The sequence below is a fragment of the Streptomyces sp. SP18BB07 genome, from assembly GCF_036322545.1.
In the GTDB taxonomy this organism is placed as follows: Bacteria; Actinomycetota; Actinomycetes; order Streptomycetales; family Streptomycetaceae; genus Streptomyces; species Streptomyces deccanensis.
On sequence record NZ_JAQYWT010000348.1, the window covers coordinates 1 to 16,362 of the forward strand.

At 70.8% G+C, this 16,362-nt stretch carries 12 protein-coding genes and 1 pseudogene; 6 read left to right on the forward strand and 7 right to left on the reverse strand.

Annotated elements, in window-relative coordinates; genetic code table 11:
• Positions 1 to 144: 144 nt before the first annotated feature.
• From PUR53_RS33665 to PUR53_RS33675, 3 genes are read right to left on the reverse strand one after another with little or no spacing between them, the layout of a single operon-like run.
• Positions 145 to 1,128 (reverse strand): polyprenyl synthetase family protein, encoded by a 984-nt coding sequence (locus tag PUR53_RS33665; RefSeq protein WP_329910766.1) that lies wholly within the window; start codon positions 1,126 to 1,128, stop codon positions 145 to 147.
• Positions 1,125 to 1,832 (reverse strand): 4'-phosphopantetheinyl transferase family protein, encoded by a 708-nt coding sequence (locus PUR53_RS33670; RefSeq protein ID WP_329896868.1) that lies wholly within the window; start codon positions 1,830 to 1,832, stop codon positions 1,125 to 1,127. Before PUR53_RS33670 ends, PUR53_RS33665 begins: the two co-directional genes overlap by 4 nt.
• A complete protein-coding gene (locus PUR53_RS33675; protein WP_443080391.1) occupies positions 1,777 to 2,715 on the reverse strand; it encodes a metallophosphoesterase family protein in 939 nt (312 codons plus the stop codon). The genes PUR53_RS33670 and PUR53_RS33675 overlap by 56 nt, the downstream gene beginning before the upstream one ends.
• Before the next feature lie 283 nt (positions 2,716 to 2,998).
• Between PUR53_RS33675 and PUR53_RS33680 the strand changes: the two genes are divergently transcribed.
• Positions 2,999 to 4,150 (forward strand): ATP-grasp domain-containing protein, encoded by a 1,152-nt coding sequence (locus PUR53_RS33680; RefSeq protein WP_329896870.1) that lies wholly within the window; start codon positions 2,999 to 3,001, stop codon positions 4,148 to 4,150.
• A 177-nt stretch (positions 4,151 to 4,327) separates the two neighbouring features.
• Here PUR53_RS33680 and PUR53_RS33685 read toward each other — a convergent pair whose 3' ends face one another.
• The 4 genes from PUR53_RS33685 to PUR53_RS33700 all read right to left on the reverse strand — a co-directional run bounded on the left by PUR53_RS33685 (position 4,328) and on the right by PUR53_RS33700 (position 10,700).
• The gene (locus tag PUR53_RS33685; protein WP_329896871.1) at positions 4,328 to 5,203 is read right to left on the reverse strand and encodes a sulfotransferase family protein; all 876 of its coding nucleotides are present in this window, start codon (positions 5,201 to 5,203) and stop codon (positions 4,328 to 4,330) included.
• 142 nt (positions 5,204 to 5,345) lie between these two features.
• Positions 5,346 to 8,399, reverse strand: a complete 3,054-nt coding sequence (locus PUR53_RS33690; RefSeq protein WP_329896872.1) for an alpha-mannosidase — start codon at positions 8,397 to 8,399, stop codon at positions 5,346 to 5,348.
• 87 nt (positions 8,400 to 8,486) lie between these two features.
• Complete coding sequence (locus PUR53_RS33695; RefSeq protein ID WP_329896873.1) at positions 8,487 to 9,827, reverse strand: 6-phospho-beta-glucosidase; 1,341 nt, start codon at positions 9,825 to 9,827, stop codon at positions 8,487 to 8,489.
• A 123-nt stretch (positions 9,828 to 9,950) separates the two neighbouring features.
• A complete protein-coding gene (locus PUR53_RS33700; RefSeq protein ID WP_329896874.1) occupies positions 9,951 to 10,700 on the reverse strand; it encodes a DeoR/GlpR family DNA-binding transcription regulator in 750 nt (249 codons plus the stop codon).
• Between the two features lie 160 nt (positions 10,701 to 10,860).
• On the opposite strand from PUR53_RS33700, the gene PUR53_RS33705 reads away from it, so the two are divergent.
• The 5 genes and pseudogenes from PUR53_RS33705 to PUR53_RS48390 form a co-directional block, all read left to right on the forward strand.
• The gene (locus PUR53_RS33705; RefSeq protein ID WP_329910767.1) at positions 10,861 to 11,916 is read left to right on the forward strand and encodes a carbohydrate kinase family protein; all 1,056 of its coding nucleotides are present in this window, start codon (positions 10,861 to 10,863) and stop codon (positions 11,914 to 11,916) included.
• Positions 11,917 to 11,970: 54 nt separating this feature from the next.
• Positions 11,971 to 13,251: an ABC transporter substrate-binding protein gene (locus PUR53_RS33710; protein WP_329910768.1), complete on the forward strand. Its 1,281-nt coding sequence runs from the start codon at positions 11,971 to 11,973 to the stop codon at positions 13,249 to 13,251.
• Between the two features lie 124 nt (positions 13,252 to 13,375).
• Positions 13,376 to 14,260: a carbohydrate ABC transporter permease gene (locus PUR53_RS33715; protein ID WP_329896987.1), complete on the forward strand. Its 885-nt coding sequence runs from the start codon at positions 13,376 to 13,378 to the stop codon at positions 14,258 to 14,260.
• Positions 14,257 to 15,144, forward strand: a complete 888-nt coding sequence (locus PUR53_RS33720; RefSeq protein WP_329910769.1) for a carbohydrate ABC transporter permease — start codon at positions 14,257 to 14,259, stop codon at positions 15,142 to 15,144. Before PUR53_RS33715 ends, PUR53_RS33720 begins: the two co-directional genes overlap by 4 nt.
• A 50-nt stretch (positions 15,145 to 15,194) precedes the next feature.
• Positions 15,195 to 15,992, forward strand: a pseudogene (locus PUR53_RS48390) (alkaline phosphatase family protein); the annotation flags it as partial.
• Between the last annotated feature and the right edge of the window lie 370 nt (positions 15,993 to 16,362).

The following is a 16,362-nucleotide window of genomic DNA, read 5'->3' on the forward strand; positions in this document are numbered from 1 at the left end:
CCACCCGGTCCACCAACCCCGGCGGATACACCCAGGTCAGAAGACCAAGACCCGATAAGTCAGACGCACTCGCAGCCACACCAACCACCCCCGGGACCCACTGCCAACCAGCCTACGCCCACGGCAAAAGCAACGGCATTGCCCCTAGGGCCGGCTCTCGGTCAGGTACATCCCGGCGGCCTGGTCGACCAGTTGTCGCAGGGCCGGGAGGTAGGTCTCGTCGCCGCCCAGTGCGTCGAGGACGCGGTGCGCGTCGTCACGGAACGCCGCGAGGTCCTTCTCGAAGCGCCGCAGCACGGCGGGGGCGAGCAGCAGGGAGCGGAGGCGCGCGCGGGCCTGTTCGGAGTCGCGCGCGGCGCGTCCGAGTTCCGCGATCCCGTCCCGGGAGCCGGGGGACGTCTCCTCCAGGGCGCAGGCGAGGAGGTAGGTGACCGTGCCGTTGCGCAGGTCCTCGTCACGGCCGGAGAGCAGGTCCTCCTGGTCGTTGAAGAGCTGCCAGAGGATCCCGAACACATCGCCGAACTCCCGCCACAGTTCGGTCCGTTCGGTCCCGGCGCCGGAGAGGATCGCGGCCATCGCCGTGATCATTCCGAAGGGGGCGCCGGACTTCCCGCGATAGGCGGCCACGACCGCGTCGCACGAGGCGTTCGCCAGGTCGCCGCGCAGATCGCGCAGTTGGCCCTCGACGGCGTCGATCCAGCAGTCGACGATCTCCCGGGTGAGGGCGTTGCGCACCGCGTCCGGCACCGACTGGGCCTGCACGACCCTGATGGGCAGGGCCTGTCCGCTGAGGACGGACGCCAGCAGTGCCTCGTCCGTGCCGAGCCCGGCGGGGGTGTGCGCGCCGTGGCCGTCGGCGAGGTCGTCGAGGTAGCAGGCGGAGGTCCACCACAGGACGTGCACGGCCGACAGGGGGACGGCCGGTCCCGGGGCCCCGGTCTCGGAGCCGTGCACCAGGAGCGGGAGCACGGACAGCGGGTATTTCATCTGCTGGTGGCCCAGCAGCCCGGATATGGATCTTCGGACCGCCGCGGACGACGGGCCGAGACCCTCCAGGGCGCCGGCGATCTCCGCGTCGATGTCCGACGCGACCTGTCTGTGCAGCTCCACATAGGAAAGTGTGGTCATCTGGCGTCCTCGTCCTCCGTCGCAAAGGGAACCGAAACCGCCGTCGCCACCAGCCCCCGCCGGACGGTCCAGCGTCCGTGGAAGAGACCGACACGACGGCCGTCCACCACCGGTCCTGGCACGAGGAGTTCGGCGCGCAGCCCGCCGGAGCGGCCGTCGGGGTCGACGGTCAGCTCGATGTCGGCCTCCGAGAAGTCCAGCCACCGCCCGGTGAGCGGGAACCACGCCTTGTAGACGGACTCCTTGGCGCTGAAGAGCAGCCGGTCCCAGTGGACCGAGGGGTGGTCGGCGGTCAGACGGCGCAGCCGCTCCTCCTCCGCGGGGAGGGCGATCGCCGTCAGGACGCCCTCGGGCAGGGCGTCGTGGGGTTCGGCGTCGATGCCGAGGGAGGCGAGATCGACGGCACGGACCAGGGCGGCGGCGGCGTACCCCTCGCAGTGGGTCATGCTGCCGGTCAGACCGTCCGGCCAGCCGGGAGCGCCGCGCTCGCCCGGCACTATCGCCCGCGGGGCGACCCCGAGCTTCTCCATGGCCCGCCGGGCGCAGGCACGAACGAGGGTGAACTCGCGGCGCCGCTTCGGCACCGCCCGGGCGATGACCGCCTCCTCCTCGGGGTACAGCTCGACCCCCTCGACGGCGGCGGCCGCTTCATGGGCGTGCGCCTCCACGACCACGACCGCTCCCGGGAGCAGTTCCTCGATCACCGGCTCCGACCTCCATCGGCAGAATGCGGCGCAGCCTGCCCGGGGGTTCCGGACGCGGTCGCCACTCGCGGGGGTATCCCACGGACACCTCTTCGAAGCGGACCCCGTCCAGCCAGGTGGTCCGCGGGATGTGCAGATGGCCGTAGACCATGACCTCGACGTTGAACCGCCGGTGCCAGTCGGCGGTCAGCTCCGTGCCGCACCACATGGCGAACTCGGGGTACCACAGGACGTCCGTCGGGTGCCGGTCGAGGGGGTAGTGGTTGACCAGCACCTTCGGCAGGTCGGCCGGCAGTTCGGCGAGCCTGCGTTCGGTCTCGGCGACGCGTGCGCGGCACCAGTCCTCGCGGCTCGGGTACGGGTCGGGGTACAGCACGTGTTCGTCGGTGCAGACCACTCCGGTGCCGTGCGCGTACTCCAGGCCCTCCGCCTTGGTGGCGCAGCCCTCGGGCAGGAACGAGTAGTCGTACAACAGGAACAGCGGCGCGATCACCACCGGGCCGCCGGGGCCCTCCCAGAGGGGGTAGGGGTCCTCTGGGGTGACCACGCCCAGCTCCCGGCAGAGGGCGACGAGATGGTCGTACCGTTCGACGCCCTTGTACGGGACGGTCTCGCTGGGGTGGGTCCACAGTTCGTGGTTGCCGGGGACCCAGACGACCTTGGCGAAGCGGTCGGCGAGTGTGCCGAGCGCCCAGCGGATGTCGGCGACCTTCTCGGAGACGTCGCCGGCCACGAGCAGCCAGTCGTCGTCGCTCTCCGGGCGCATCCGCTCGACCAGTGCGCGGTTCTCGGGATAGCCGATGTGCAGATCACTCACGGCCAGCACATTTCCGTGACGGCCGACCCTCGACTCCACCCGCGCTCCCTTCCGAACACCGAACATCAACACGAGAACACAGGTGCACACCTGCGGACAAGACCGACCTGCCGAGCCGTTGACCCTCTCTCCGGGGAGGCCGTCGGCACGTCCGGGCGCTCCGCCCGAAACGCCGTCGCACGAGGATTAACACGCGCGTGACAGAAACATGGGCCCCAGTGGCCGTATGATCCGTCCTACACCACCGCCACGCCCCTCCTTCGCGTACGGCGGTTCGGCGTACCTCCATCCCCCCTGGCCGGGCACGGCCTGCTTCGCCCTGCCCGCGAACCTTGGAAAGGCGGCCTGCATGGTCTCTCGCGTACGCGTCTGGCTCAACCGCACGTACGCGGAGAATGTCTTCTTCATGGATCAGCTGCGGCATAATCCGCACGCTCGTCCGGTGGACATCCATGCCACGCACGGCGACGCCGACTCCCCCGTACTGGCCGCCGCCGACACCGCCGACCTGGAGCCCGAGGGCCTCTCCCCCGCCGCGTACGTGGAGTACGCGCTGGACCAGTGCGCCAAGCGCGGCATCGACGTGTTCGTGCCCCGGCTGCACCAGGCGGCCCTCGCCGCGCACCGCGAGGAGTTCGCCGCCGTCGGTACGGCCCTGCTGGCGCCGGGCGCCGGGGCCATCGAGGTCTTCGAGGACAAGGTGACCGCGTACGAGGCGGTCCGGGAGCACGGGGTGCCGGTCCCGCCGTGGTTCCGGGTGACGAACGCCGACGAACTCATCGCCGCCGTGGAGGAGTTGGAGGCCGGGGGGCACAGGGCGTGCTTCAAGCCGGCCTCCGGGGCCGGTGGCGTGGGCTTCCGTGTCGTCACGCGCACCCCCTTCTCGCTCGATCACCTCAGCGGCTTCCCGAGCCCGTACGTCCAGCTCGACATGGTCGTGGAGGCGGTGCGGGCGGCCGAGGAGCCGGTCGACTGGATGGTGATGCCGCGGCTGGAGCAGCCGGAGGTGTCCGTCGACTGCCTCACCGGGCCCGACGGGCGGGTCCGGATGGCCGTGGGCCGTACCAAGAACGGCCGCCGGCGCGGATTCACGCTCCACCCCGCCTGGATCGAGCCGGCGCGGCGGATCGCGGAGCGGTTCGGGCTGCACTACCTGACGAACATCCAGTTCCGGATGTACGGCGACGAGCCGGTCCTCATGGACGTCAACACGCGTCCGGCGGGCGGGCTGCACCAGCTCGCGTTGTGCGGGATCAACGCGCCGTGGGCCGCTGTGCGGTTGGCGCTCGGCGAGGAGCCGGGGGAGGTGCTGCCGACGCGGTTGGGGCAGGACTACACGGTGGTGTCGGGGCCGCGGCCGGTGCGGCCGGTGTCGTTGCCGCATCAGGTGGCGGAGGTGCCGGTCGCCGAGGTGGCCGTTGCGGTGGATGCGCGGCCGGTGGCTGTCGCGCCGCCTGTGGCGTGCAAGCCGACCGCCGCGGACCGGCCGCTCGCCGTCTGAGCCCCTCGCCCCCGCCGCCCCATCCCCAGGGGCTGCGCGCCCCTTCGACCCCCGCGTCAAAGACTCGGGGCTCCGCCCCGGACCCCGTTCGCGCAGTTCCCCGCGCCCCTGAAAGGGGCGCGGGGAACTGCGCGAGAAGCCCCACCGGGCGGACGGCTGGGGGGCGAAGGGGCGGGGTCAGTAGCCCCAGGCCGTGGCCAACTCCTGGAGGCGGGGCGGGAGTTCCGCTGTCGGGTCCGCGGGGCGGGCCGGTTGGATGCGGCCGGACTTGATCGTGGTGGACCAGTCACCGAGTTGGGGGCGGAAGGCGCCATGGTCCTGCCTGCCGTAGTCGAGCATCCCCGCCTCCCACTCCACATCCAGGTACTCACAGATGCCCCGCGTGACCTTCTCCGGCTCCGCCGTGAGCTCCTCGTACCGGATCACGTGCACGGGAAGGTTCTGCCGCGCCTCCTCCAGCTTCTCGCTGTAGGCGAGGACCTCCGCGCGGATCGCCTCGTGGTCCGGGTCGGTGCGGCGGCTCGTGAGGGACTGCACCACCGCCCCGGGGTGACGCAGCAGCAGCAGGTAGCGGGCGTTCGGCCAACATCGGTGCAGCCGGGGCCAGATCAGCGTGTTGGGCGGGGTCTTGTCGACGATGACCTGCTTGCCGCTGCGGGTGAGCTCGTGGTGGAGGATGCGGTCCCACAGGACGTGCTCCAGCTCGGCCTTGTCGAGTTCGAGCGCCTTCATCGCGTCCGCGGTGAAGTCCCGGGAGAGATGGACGTGGACGGTCCGCAGGTGCATCTCGTGCGGGGCGCGGATCTGGCTGTGGCTGTTGAGGATGACCCGCAGCAGCGTCGAGCCGGAGCGCACCGAGGACAGGACGAACACGGGGGCGTCCACCAGCCGGGTCGCGCGCGGGGCGACGTACGGCGCCTCGGCGGGCGCGGCGTCGGTCCGGGGCGCGGGCACGGCGTTCAGCGGCTTGCGCGGCGGGCTCACCGCCTCGGCGATCAGCCTGCCACGGCGCCTGAGCCCCTTGCCGATCGCGGACATGCGCGGATCTCGCACGATGACACCTCACAACTTTCTTCGCACTGTCGCGTTGCCCCGTATCACAGGGGCAGTGGGCGAATTCCAGGTGTCGTGGAGGGAACGTACAGTGGTCGCGGCGGGCGGTGCACCCGCCGCGACCAGCCGATTTACCGGTTCCTCAATTCTTCGTGGGAAGAACCGCCAGCCGCAGCGTCTGCACCTCGAACGGGCGCAGCGTCACCGGGACGCCGTCGCCGTCCGTGGCCGCCTCCGACAGCGGGCGCTCCAGCAGGTCGGTGAGCTGGGCCCCGGCGAGCGGGAATCCGGTGCGCAGGACGCCCCGGGCCCGGCCGCCGCTCGACTCGTAGATGCGGACCACAACGTCGCCCGAGGCGTCGTCGGCGAGCTTGACCGCCTCGACGGTGACGCCCTCGCCCTCCACGGACACCACCGGTGAGGGTGCGCCCGCCGCGTCCGCGACGCGCAGCGGCAGGTTGAGGGCGTAGCCCTCGGCGACCGCGTCCTCGATGCTCGCGCCGGGGAGGAGCGAGTACGTGAGGCGGTGCCTGCCCTGGTCGGCCTCGGGGTCCGGGATGCGCGGGGCGCGGACCAGGCTGAGGCGGACCGTGGTGGTCGTACCGCCGTCCTCGCGGACCGTGCGGGAGACGTCGTGGCCGTACGTCGAGTCGTTGATGACCGCGACGCCGTAGCCGGGCTCGCCCACGTGCACCCAGCGGTGGCCGGAGACCTCGAAGCGGGCCGCCTCCCAGCTGGTGTTGGTGTGGGTGGGGCGCTGGATGTGGCCGAACTGGATCTCGGCGGAGGAGTGGGCGGCGCGGACGTCGATCGGGAAGCCGGCCTTGAGGAACTTCTCGGCCTCGTGCCAGTCGATGTCCGTCTCGAAGTCGATCCGGGGGCTGCCGGCGCGCAGGGTGATCGTCTGGGTGATGCGCGAGCCCTTGCCGAACGCGCGCTCGACGCGGATGGCCCCGAGGAGGGGGTCCTCCTCGACCACGGTGATCGCATCGGCGTCCAGCAGGTCCGTGTAGCGGTTCCTGTAGTGCTTGTCGACGTCCCAGGCGTCCCAGTAGTTCGGGAGGTCGGTGTGCAGGCGCAGCAGGTTGCCCTTGTCGCCGAGGACCTCGCGGTCGGCGACCAGGTCGCGGACCGAGGCGAGGGTGCCGTCCTCGGCGATCTCGACCCGGACCAGGCCGTTGTCGAGGACGCGGCCGGAGACGGTGACGGGGTGCGGGGGTTCGGCGGGGGTGAGGGGCGCGCTGCCGTTGGCGGGGACGGTGACGTACGCCGGGGCGCCGGCGGTCGAACGGACCACCTCGGCCCGGTCCCGCGGACTGGTGTTGAAGACGCGCGCGTCACCCGCGCCGAGCGCCGCGACCGCCTCGGCCGTCAGCTCCTCCAGCTCCTTGGCCACCCGCGCGTACTCCGCCTCCGCCTCGCGGTGCACCCAGGCGATCGAGGAGCCCGGCAGGATGTCGTGGAACTGGTGGAGGAGGACCGTCTTCCAGAGGCGGTCGAGCTTCTCGTACGGGTAGGTGTACTCCGGCGCGTGGAGCGCGGCCGTCGTCGCCCACAGCTCGGCCTCGCGCAGCTTGTGCTCGCTGCGGCGGTTGCCCTGCTTGGTGCGGGCCTGGGAGGTGTAGGTGGCGCGGTGGAGTTCGAGGTACAGCTCGCCGTTCCAGACGGGGGCGTCCTCGTACTCGGCGCGGGCCTTGGCGAAGAACTCGTCGGGGTGTTCGACGACGACCTTCGCCGAGCCCTCCAGGTCCGCGAGACGGCGGGCCCGCTCCATGATCTCGCGGGTGGGGCCGCCGCCGCCGTCGCCCCAGCCGAAGGGCGCCAGGGAACGCGTACCGGCGCCCTTCTCCTGGTAGTTGCGGACCGCGCGGTCCATCTCCTCGCCGCTGAAGCGGGCGTTGTAGGTGTCGACCGGCGGGAAGTGGGTGAAGATGCGGGTGCCGTCGATGCCCTCCCACCAGAAGGTGTGGTGGGGGAACCTGTTGGTCTGGTTCCAGGAGATCTTCTGGGTGAGGAACCAGTCGTTGCCGGCGAGCTTGGCGAGCTGCGGGTACGAGGCGTTGTAGCCGAAGGAGTCCGGCAGCCAGACGCCCTTGGTCTCGATGCCGAAGTGCTCGATGAAGAACCGCTTGCCGTGGACGAGTTGGCGGGCGATGGCCTCGCCGCCGGGCAGATTGCCGTCCGACTCGACCCACATGCCGCCCACCGGCACCCACTGGCCCTTGTCGACGGCCTTCTTGATCCGCTCCCACACCTGCGGGTAGTTGTCGCGCACCCACTCGTACTGCACGGCCTGGGAGCAGGCGAAGATGAAGTCCTCGTACTCGTCGGCCAGCGCGGTGACGTTGGAGAAGGTCCGGGAGGTCTTGCGCTTGGTCTCGCGGATCGGCCAGAGCCAGGCGGAGTCGATGTGGGCGTGGCCGACACCGGAGACGGTGTGGGCGCTGGCGTGGGCGGGCTTGGCGAGGACCGGGGCGAGGATCTCGCGGACGGCGGTGGCGCTGCCGGAGACGTCGTCGAGGTCGACGGCGTCCATGGCCCGGTCCAGGGCGTGCAGGATCTCGTGGCGGCGGGGCTCGTGCTCGCCGAGGTGGACCATCAGCTCGCGCAGCACCTGGAGGTCCAGGTCGAGGTGGAAGACCTCCTCGTCGAGGATCGCGATGTCGGCGCGCCGGAAGGTGTAGAGCGGCTTGTCGCCGGCGGTGAGGATGTCGCCGAGCGGCGTGATCTTGGAGAAGTTGTCGGCGAGGATGTCGGGGTTGGAGGCCGCCTCGACCAGGTAGTCGATGCTCTCGCCGCCCCGGACCGGGTTGCCGATCGGCACGTACTGGTTGAGCGGGTTGACCGCCTTCAGCGGGGTGCCGTCGGCGAGGTGGACCAGGGCCTCGGCCTGGTTGCCCGGCCAGTCGCCGACGAAGCCGAGGTCGATGACGGCCTCGACGCGGCGGCCCGCCCACTCGGCGGGGACCTGTCCGCGCATCCGGAACCAGGTGGTGCCCCACGGCGGTCCCCAGGGGGTGTCCATCGCGAACGGGGTGTACGAGGCGGCCGCGGCCTCCTCGAAGGGGACCGGTTCGCCCGGCGCCTGCCAGGCCTCTACCTCGAAGGGCACGGAAGCGGCGTAGATCGCGGGCTTGATGCGTTGGGTGTGGACGCGCTCTACGCGTTCCTCGATCCGGCGGCGTTCGTCATGCATGTGAGGTCTCCAGAGAGGGGGGCGGAGCAGAAAGCGGAGGGAGCGGGTGGGGAGGCCGAGGGCGGTAAGCGCTTTCCGGGCGGGAGCCTACTTCAGGTAGCCCAGGCCAGGGTGCACGGCCGTGTAGCCCTCGACCAGACGGCGGGCGACGTTGACCGAGTCCACCAGGGGGTGCAGGGCGAAGGCCTTCACGGCGGTCGTACGGGAACCCGCCTCGGCCGCCGCCAGGACCTCGCGCTCGACGGCCTTGACCGCGCAGACCAGGCCGGTGGCGTGGTCCGGCAGGGGCGCGACGGAGACCGGGTGGGCCCCGTTGGCGTCGACCAGGCAGGGCACCTCGATGACGGCCTCGGTGTCGAGGGTCGTGAGGGTGCCCTGGTTGCGGACGTTGAGGATGAGGGTGGTGCGCTCGTCGCGGGCGATGGCCCGCATCAGGGCGAGGGCGACCTTCTCGTAGCCCCCGGAGAGGTCGTCGGCGTCGCGTTCGCCGGCGCCGGCCGTCTCCCGGTTCTCCGACATGTAGGTGGCCTCGCGCTCGGCGCGGGTGCGGTCCCAGGCCTTGAGGGCGTGGGCGTCGGGGCGGCGCATCTCCTCGTAGAAATGGGCCTGTTGGTCCTTGAGGAAGGCGCCGCGGGTCTTCTCGACGGCCTGATAGGCGCGGACGGCCTCGCGGTTGAAGTAGTAGTAGTGCAGGTACTCGTTGGGGATCGCGCCGAGGGACTGGAGCCAGTCGACGCCGAAGAGCTTGCCCTCCTCGAACGAGCCGAGCAGGTCGCGGTCGGCGAGGAGGCGGGGCAGTTCGTCGCGGCCGGCGATGTGCAGACCGCGGACCCAGCCGAGGTGGTTGAGGCCGACGTAGTCGATCCAGGCCTCGGCGGGTTTCGCCGCCCCGAGGACGCGGGCGATGCGGCGGCCGAGGCCCACGGGTGAGTCGCAGATGCCGATGACGCGGTCGCCGAGGTGGCGGGACATGGCCTCGGTGACCAGACCGGCCGGGTTGGTGAAGTTGATGACCCAGGCGTCGGGGGCGAGGCGGGCCACGCGCCGGGCGATGTCCACGGCCACCGGGACGGTGCGCAGACCGTAGGCGATGCCGCCGGCGCCGACGGTCTCCTGGCCGAGGACGCCCTCGTCGAGGGCCACGCGCTCGTCGTTCGCGCGGCCCTCCAGACCGCCGACGCGGATCGCGGAGAAGATGAAGTCGGCGCCGGTGAGGGCCTCGTCGAGGTCGGTGGTGGCGGTCACCTCGGGGGCGTCGGGGACGTCCGCGGCCTGCTCGGCGAGGACGCGGGTGACGGCGGAGAGCCGCTCGGCGTCCAGGTCGTGCAGGACGACATGGGTGACCCGGCCCTCGGCGCGGTCCCCGAGGAGCGCCCCGTACACGAGGGGCACCCGGAATCCTCCGCCGCCCAGAATCGTCAGCTTCACGCAACTACCACCTTTGCCGATCGTGCGTTTGTGCGGGCCGTTCGGACACTGCTCGTCCGGGCCGTCCCGCCACCGTGCGCGGGAGGGGCCCGACACGTGTCAGCCTCCCCACCCCGGGGGCGGTCATGGCGTGACCACTTCGACCCCCGCCTCCTCCAACGACGCGCGGGTGCTCTGCTCCACCGGCCCGTTGGTGACGACGACGTGGAGGTCTCTGGGTCCGCAGACCTTCGCCATCCCCGTCCCGGGGAACTTCGCGGAGTCGGCGAGCAGGACGACCCTGTCGCTCGCCCTGATCATCGCGCGTTTGACGGGGACCTCGACGACGGTCGTGTCCATCACCTGTCCACCGGGGCGCACTCCACTCGTACCGAGGAAGAGCCAGTCGGCGTGGAGTTGACGGAGGTTGTCCTCGGTGAGGAAGCCGACGAGGGAACGGTACTCGCGGCGGACCATGCCGCCGAGCAGCACCAGTTCGATGCCCTCGTCGTCGGCCAGCTCCTCGTAGACCACCAGATTGCTGGTGATCACCGTGAGGCGGCGGCCGTGCAACTGCCGGGCCAGGCGGTAGGCGGTGGTCCCGATGTCGAGCAGCACGGACTGGCCGTCGTGGACCATCGACGCGGCCTTCGCCGCTATCGCGTCCTTCTCGGCCACCCGCACCTCGGCGACCTCGGCGAAGGGCTGGTCGCCCTCGTCCACGACCGCGCCGCCGTGCACCCGGGTGAGCAGCCCCTCCTCCTCCAGCCGGACGAGGTCACGCCGGATGGTGGCGGGGCTCACACCGAGCTGTTCGGACAGGTCGGTGACCGCCGCCGGCCCGCCAGATCGCAGGGCCCGCAGGATGAGTTGGTGTCGTCTCTCTGCCAGCACGCGCTGAACAGTACTCGTCATTCCCAATCAAATCCATGCTCACTTCTGCTCGACTCTTGCCAAACCTCTCGGAGGCGCGCACGATCTGTGCACCGAAATTGAAGACTTTTGAAGAGTGATCTTCGAAGGGCTTCGCATGTCTCGACGAGAGGGTGCACGCGTGGACGACGACCGGCCCGACGTGCTGCTGACCGGGCTGCTCTTCTACGACCTCGTGCTCACGGGGCTGGGCAGGCCGCCCACACCCGGCGAGGAGATCTGGACCGACGGCATGGGCTGCGGTCCGGGCGGCATCGCCAACCTGGCGGTGGCCACCGCCCGTTTCGGCCTGCGGACCTCGCTGGCCACGGTCTTCGGCGACGACTACTACGGCCAGTACTGCCGTGAGGTCCTCGCCGGGCAGGAGGGCATCGACCTCTCCCTCTCGCGCACCGCCGACGGCTGGCACACCCCCGTCACCGTCTCCCTCGCCCTCCCCCACTCTCGGCTTCGCTCGAGCGGGGGGACCCCCATCCACGACCGGGCCCTGGTCACCCACGGCCAGGAACCGCCGTACTCGCAGGACGTCCTGATGGGCGACCCGCCCGAGGCGCGCACGGCGCTCGTGCACATCGAGGCCGAGCCGCGCGAGTGGCTCGCCAAGGCCGCCGCGAACGGCACGCTCGTCTACGCGGACGTCGGCTGGGACCCCACCCAGCAGTGGTCGCGCGACCTGCTCGACCAACTCGCCCTGTGCCACGCCTTCCTCCCCAACGAGACCGAGGCGATGGCCTACACCCGCACCGACAGCGCGGTCGCCGCGCTCGGCACCCTGAGCGAGCTGGTACCGGTGGCCGTGGTGACCCGCGGCGGCGAGGGCGCGGTCGCGGTGGACCAGACGACCGGGGAGTACGCGGAGGTGCCGGCCCTGGACGTCGACGTGCTCGACGCGACGGGCGCCGGCGACGTCTTCGGCGCGAGCTTCGTCGCCGCCTCCCTCGGCGGCTGGCCCCTGACGGAACGGCTGCGGTTCGCCGTCCTGTCCGCCGGGCTCTCCGTGGGCCACCACGGCGGAGGCCTCGCCGCGCCCGGCTGGTACGGCGTCGAGCGCTGGTGGCGCTCGCTGACCGACCCCGAGCTGAAGAAGGCCTACGGCTTCCTCGCGGACCGCATCCCCGCCGACGTCGGCCCACCGGTGCACCACGCCCCGGTCACCCCGCCCGCGCGGCCCCACTGACCCCACGCACCAAAGCCCTGAAGTACCACGAACAGGAACAAACAGGAGTGACCCGTGGACCTTTCTCGTAGAGGCTTCCTCCAGGCCGCCGTGTTCACCGCGGCCGCCTCCGGCCTGACCGTCGCCTGCGGCGGCGGCTCCGATTCCGGCGGCACCAAGAACGGCAAGAACCTCACCATGTGGTACTGGGGCGGAGCCCTCAGCGACAAGGTGGTCGCCGAGGCCAAGACGCACTTCAAGAGCCAGATCAAGCTGACCAGTTCCTCCATCGGAGGCGACTTCAAGCAGAAGCTCACCACCACGCTCGCGGCGGGCGGCTCCTCCGTGCCGGACATCACCGGCATCAAGGGCGAGGACATCGCCTCGTTCCTGCCCAACGCGGACCGCTTCCTCGACCTGAACGACCTGGGCTTCAAGAAGCTCTCCTCCCAGTACCTGGAGTGGAAGACCAAGCTCGCCCAGACCGAGGACGGCAAGCAGATCGGCTTCCCGATCGACATCGGCCCCACCGCGCTCTTCTACCGCGCCGACCAGTTCGAGAAGGCGGGGCTGCCCTCCGACCCGGCGAAGGTCGCCGCCGAGGCCAAGACCTGGGACGACTACTTCGCGCTCGGCACCGAGTTGAAGAAGGCGCTGCCCGGGACCTTCCTCATCAACAACATGGGCTCGGTGTTCAGCATCGCGGTCGGCCAGGGCACCAAGCGGTTCATCGACCAGGACAACCACTTCATCGGCGACCAGGACCACATCCGCGCCGCGTGGGACCACGCGATCCGCGCCTACACGCTCGGCATCGACGCCAAGATCAACGACCAGAGCTGGAACGCCGCCATCGGCAAGAACCTGACCACCGAGGTCGGCGCCGCGTGGCACGCGCTGGACATCGAGTCGGCCGCGCCGAACACCAAGGGCAAGTGGCGGGTCTGCGCGACCCCCGGCGGACCGGCCAACCAGGGCGGCTCCTACCTGACCCTGCCCAAGCAGTGCCGGAATCCCGAAGAGGCGTTCAAGATCATCAGCTGGATCCTCAGCCCGGAGAACAACGCCAAGAGCTTCGCCGACGCCACCATCTTCCCCGCCTCCCCGGAGACGTACGCGATGCCGGCCATGACGGGCCCCGACGCCTTCTTCGGCGGGCAGAAGATCATCGAGGTCTTCGGTCCGGCCGCCGAGGCCATCCCCGTCAGCTACGAGGCGCCCGCCGACTCCGCGGTCATGGCCCCCTTCATGGCCGAGCTGACCAGCATCGAGGCCAAGGGCAAGAAGCCCGACGACGCCTGGAAGGACGCGGTCTCGCAGGCCAAGCAGATCGCCAGGCGACAGGGGGTGAACTGAGGTGTCGTCACCTCCGGTGACCGGTCCCGCCACGGTGCCCGAGCACCGTGGCGGGCCGGGCCCGGCCCGCTTCCGCCCGCGGCGCACCCCGCCCGCGGGCGTCGCTCGGCCCACACGTCGCGGGGTGCTGTCGTACTGGCGGCAGTACCTCGCGATCTCGCCCTTCTATCTGATCTTTCTCGGCTTCTCCTTCGTCCCCGTCTTCTATTCGCTGTACCTGTCCTTCCAGCGCTACGACGGGCTGGGCACCAAGCAGTTCGTGGGTCTGCAGCAGTTCGAGTTCCTCTGGAGCGACCCGGTCTTCTGGCTGTCCATCCGCAACACCCTGATCATCTGGGTCCTGTCCACCGTGCCCACGCTCTTCGGCGCGCTGGTGCTGGCGACGCTGCTGCACTCGGTGCGCCGCTTCAAGGGCTTCTACCGCATCGCCCTCTATGTGCCCAACGTGACGTCGATCGTCGCCGTGGCGATCTTCTTCGGCGCGGTGTTCAGCAACGACTTCGGTCTGGTCAACGCGATCCTGGGCACGGTCGGCATCTCCCCCGTGCCGTGGCTGAGCAACCCGTGGCTGATCAAGGTGGTCATCGCACTGCTGATGACATGGATGTGGACCGGCTACAACATGATCATCTATCTGGCCGGCCTCCAGGCCATCCCGCAGTCGGTCTACGAGGCGGCCAGGATGGACGGCGCCGGACCGATCCGCACGTTCTTCCAGATCACCATTCCGATCATGCGGCCGATCATCCTGTTCACCGTCGTCATCTCGACCATCAACGGTCTGCAGAGCTTCAGCGAACCCCAGGTGCTCTTCGCCAGCAACGCCGCCAACCAGAACCTCGGCGGGCCGGGCCAGGCGGGCCTGACCACCCTGCTGTACTTCTACCAATCGGCCTTCCTCGACAACGACTACGGCTACGGCGCGGCCATCGTGTGGGCCTTCTTCGTACTGATCATCGTGCTCGTCGTCATCAACTGGCGCATCGTGCAACGAGGGAGGAAGGCATGACGACCGCCACCACGCCCCGGCCGGCCACGGCCGCGAAGCCGAACCCGGGCGCCGGGCGGCCGCGCCGCCCCAAGGGCCTGTCCCCGCACCTCTTCCTGGTCCTGGCCGTCGTGATCTCGATCTTCCCGTTCGTGTGGACGATCGTGATGGCGACCAACACCACCCGGGACATCTACAAGAGCCCGCCGAAGCTGACCTTCGGCTCGCACCTGCTGGAGAACATCCGGGGTGTGCTCGACACGGTCGACTTCTTCGGGTCGATGCTCAACACGATCGTCATCGCGAGTGTCACCACGGTCCTGGTGCTGCTCGTCGACTCCCTGGCGGCCTTCGCCTTCGCCAAGTTCGAGTTCCCGGGGCGCAAGATCCTCTTCGCCACGCTCCTGGTGTTCATGATGCTGCCGCTGCAGCTGGCCGTCCTGCCGCAGTTCATCCTGATGTCGGAGATCGGCTGGGTCGGCATGCTCAAGGCGCTGGTCTGGCCCGCCCTCTCCAACGCCTTCGGCATCTTCTGGCTGCGCCAGTACATCGAGAACGGGGTGCCCGACGAACTGCTGGACGCGGCCCGCATCGACGGCGCCGGGTTCCTCCGGCAGTACTGGAACGTCGCGTTGCCGATGATCAGGCCCGCGATGTCCTTCCTCGCCATCTACGCCTTCGTCGGCGCCTGGAACGACTACGTCTGGCCGCTGATCGTGCTCACCAACCCCGAGCACGTCACGCTCCAGGTCGAGCTGGCCCAGCTCAACGTCGGCCACAGCACCGACTACAGCATGGTGATGGCCGGTGTGCTGATGGCCTCCCTCCCCCTGGTGATCGTCTTCGCCGTCTTCGCGCGGGGCTTCATCGCGGGGGCCACCGAGGGCGCGGTCCAGGGCAGTTGAACCGCGGTACGGCGGCAGGTGGGCCGGTGGCGGGACGGAGGAGCGCGGTGGTGGACACCGAGGGCGACGGGCGGCCGGGACGCGGCAGGGTGCTGGTGGTGGGCATGGACGGGGTGCGCTTCGACCGGCTCGCCCGCTCGGCGGCCACGGCACCGGTGCTGCACGCCCTGATGGCCGCGGGCGCCCACGGCCGCGGTCTGCTGCCCTACGGCGAGGTGGACGGCCAGGCCGAGGGCGGGCCGTCCACCAGCATGGCCTACACCGACTCCGGCCCCGGCTGGTCGAGCGTGCTGACCGGAGTGTGGCCCGACCGGCACGGAGTGACCGGCAACGACTTCGCGGGCGCCGACTACTCCCGTCACCCCGACTTCCTCAGCCGCGCCGTCGCCGCCCGCCCCGGTCTGCGTACGGTGGCCGCGGTGTCCTGGCCGGAGCTGGTCGATCGCGGTGCCCTGGGCTCCACGATCGGTGAACGCGTGCGGTACGACGGGGAGTCGGACGGCTACGAGACGGCGGACCGGCTCGTCGCCGACACCGCCGTGCGCCGGATCGCCGAGGACGACCCGGACGCGCTGTTCGTGTACTTCGGCGCCACCGACGAGGCCGGCCACGCCACGGGACCGCTCAGCCCGGCCTACGACCGGGCCCTGCTCGCCCAGGACTCCCACCTCGGGCGGCTGCTGGACGCGATCGCCGCCCGGCGCTCGGCCCCCGGCCGCGCGAACGAGCACTGGACGGTCCTGGTCACCACCGACCACGGCCATCTCGACACCGGCGGCCACGGCGGCGACACTCACGCCGAACGCGAGGTCTTCGTCATCCTCGCCGAGCTCGGAACGGCCGTAGGACCGGGGACGGCCGTAGAGCCGGGGACGGCCCCTGCGGAAGACGCGGGCAGCGCGACCGGCGAGCCCGGCGCCGGCGGTCCGGGCGGCGCGTCGGCGACGGCCGGCACAGGCGGCAAGCCCGGCACGGGCGGCAAGCCGGCGACCACCGGCGCGGGTGGCGAGTCCGCGACCACCGGCACAGGCGGCAAGCCCGGCACGGGCGGCAAGCCGGCGACCACCGGCGCGGGTGGCGAGTCCGCGACCACCAGCACAGGCGCCAAGCCCACGACCACCGGTGCGGGTGGCGAGGTCCGGGCGATCGGCGCGGTCACCACGACCCGCACGGGCGGAGCCGCCTGGACCCCCCGCGCCTCCCCAACCCTCCGCGCGC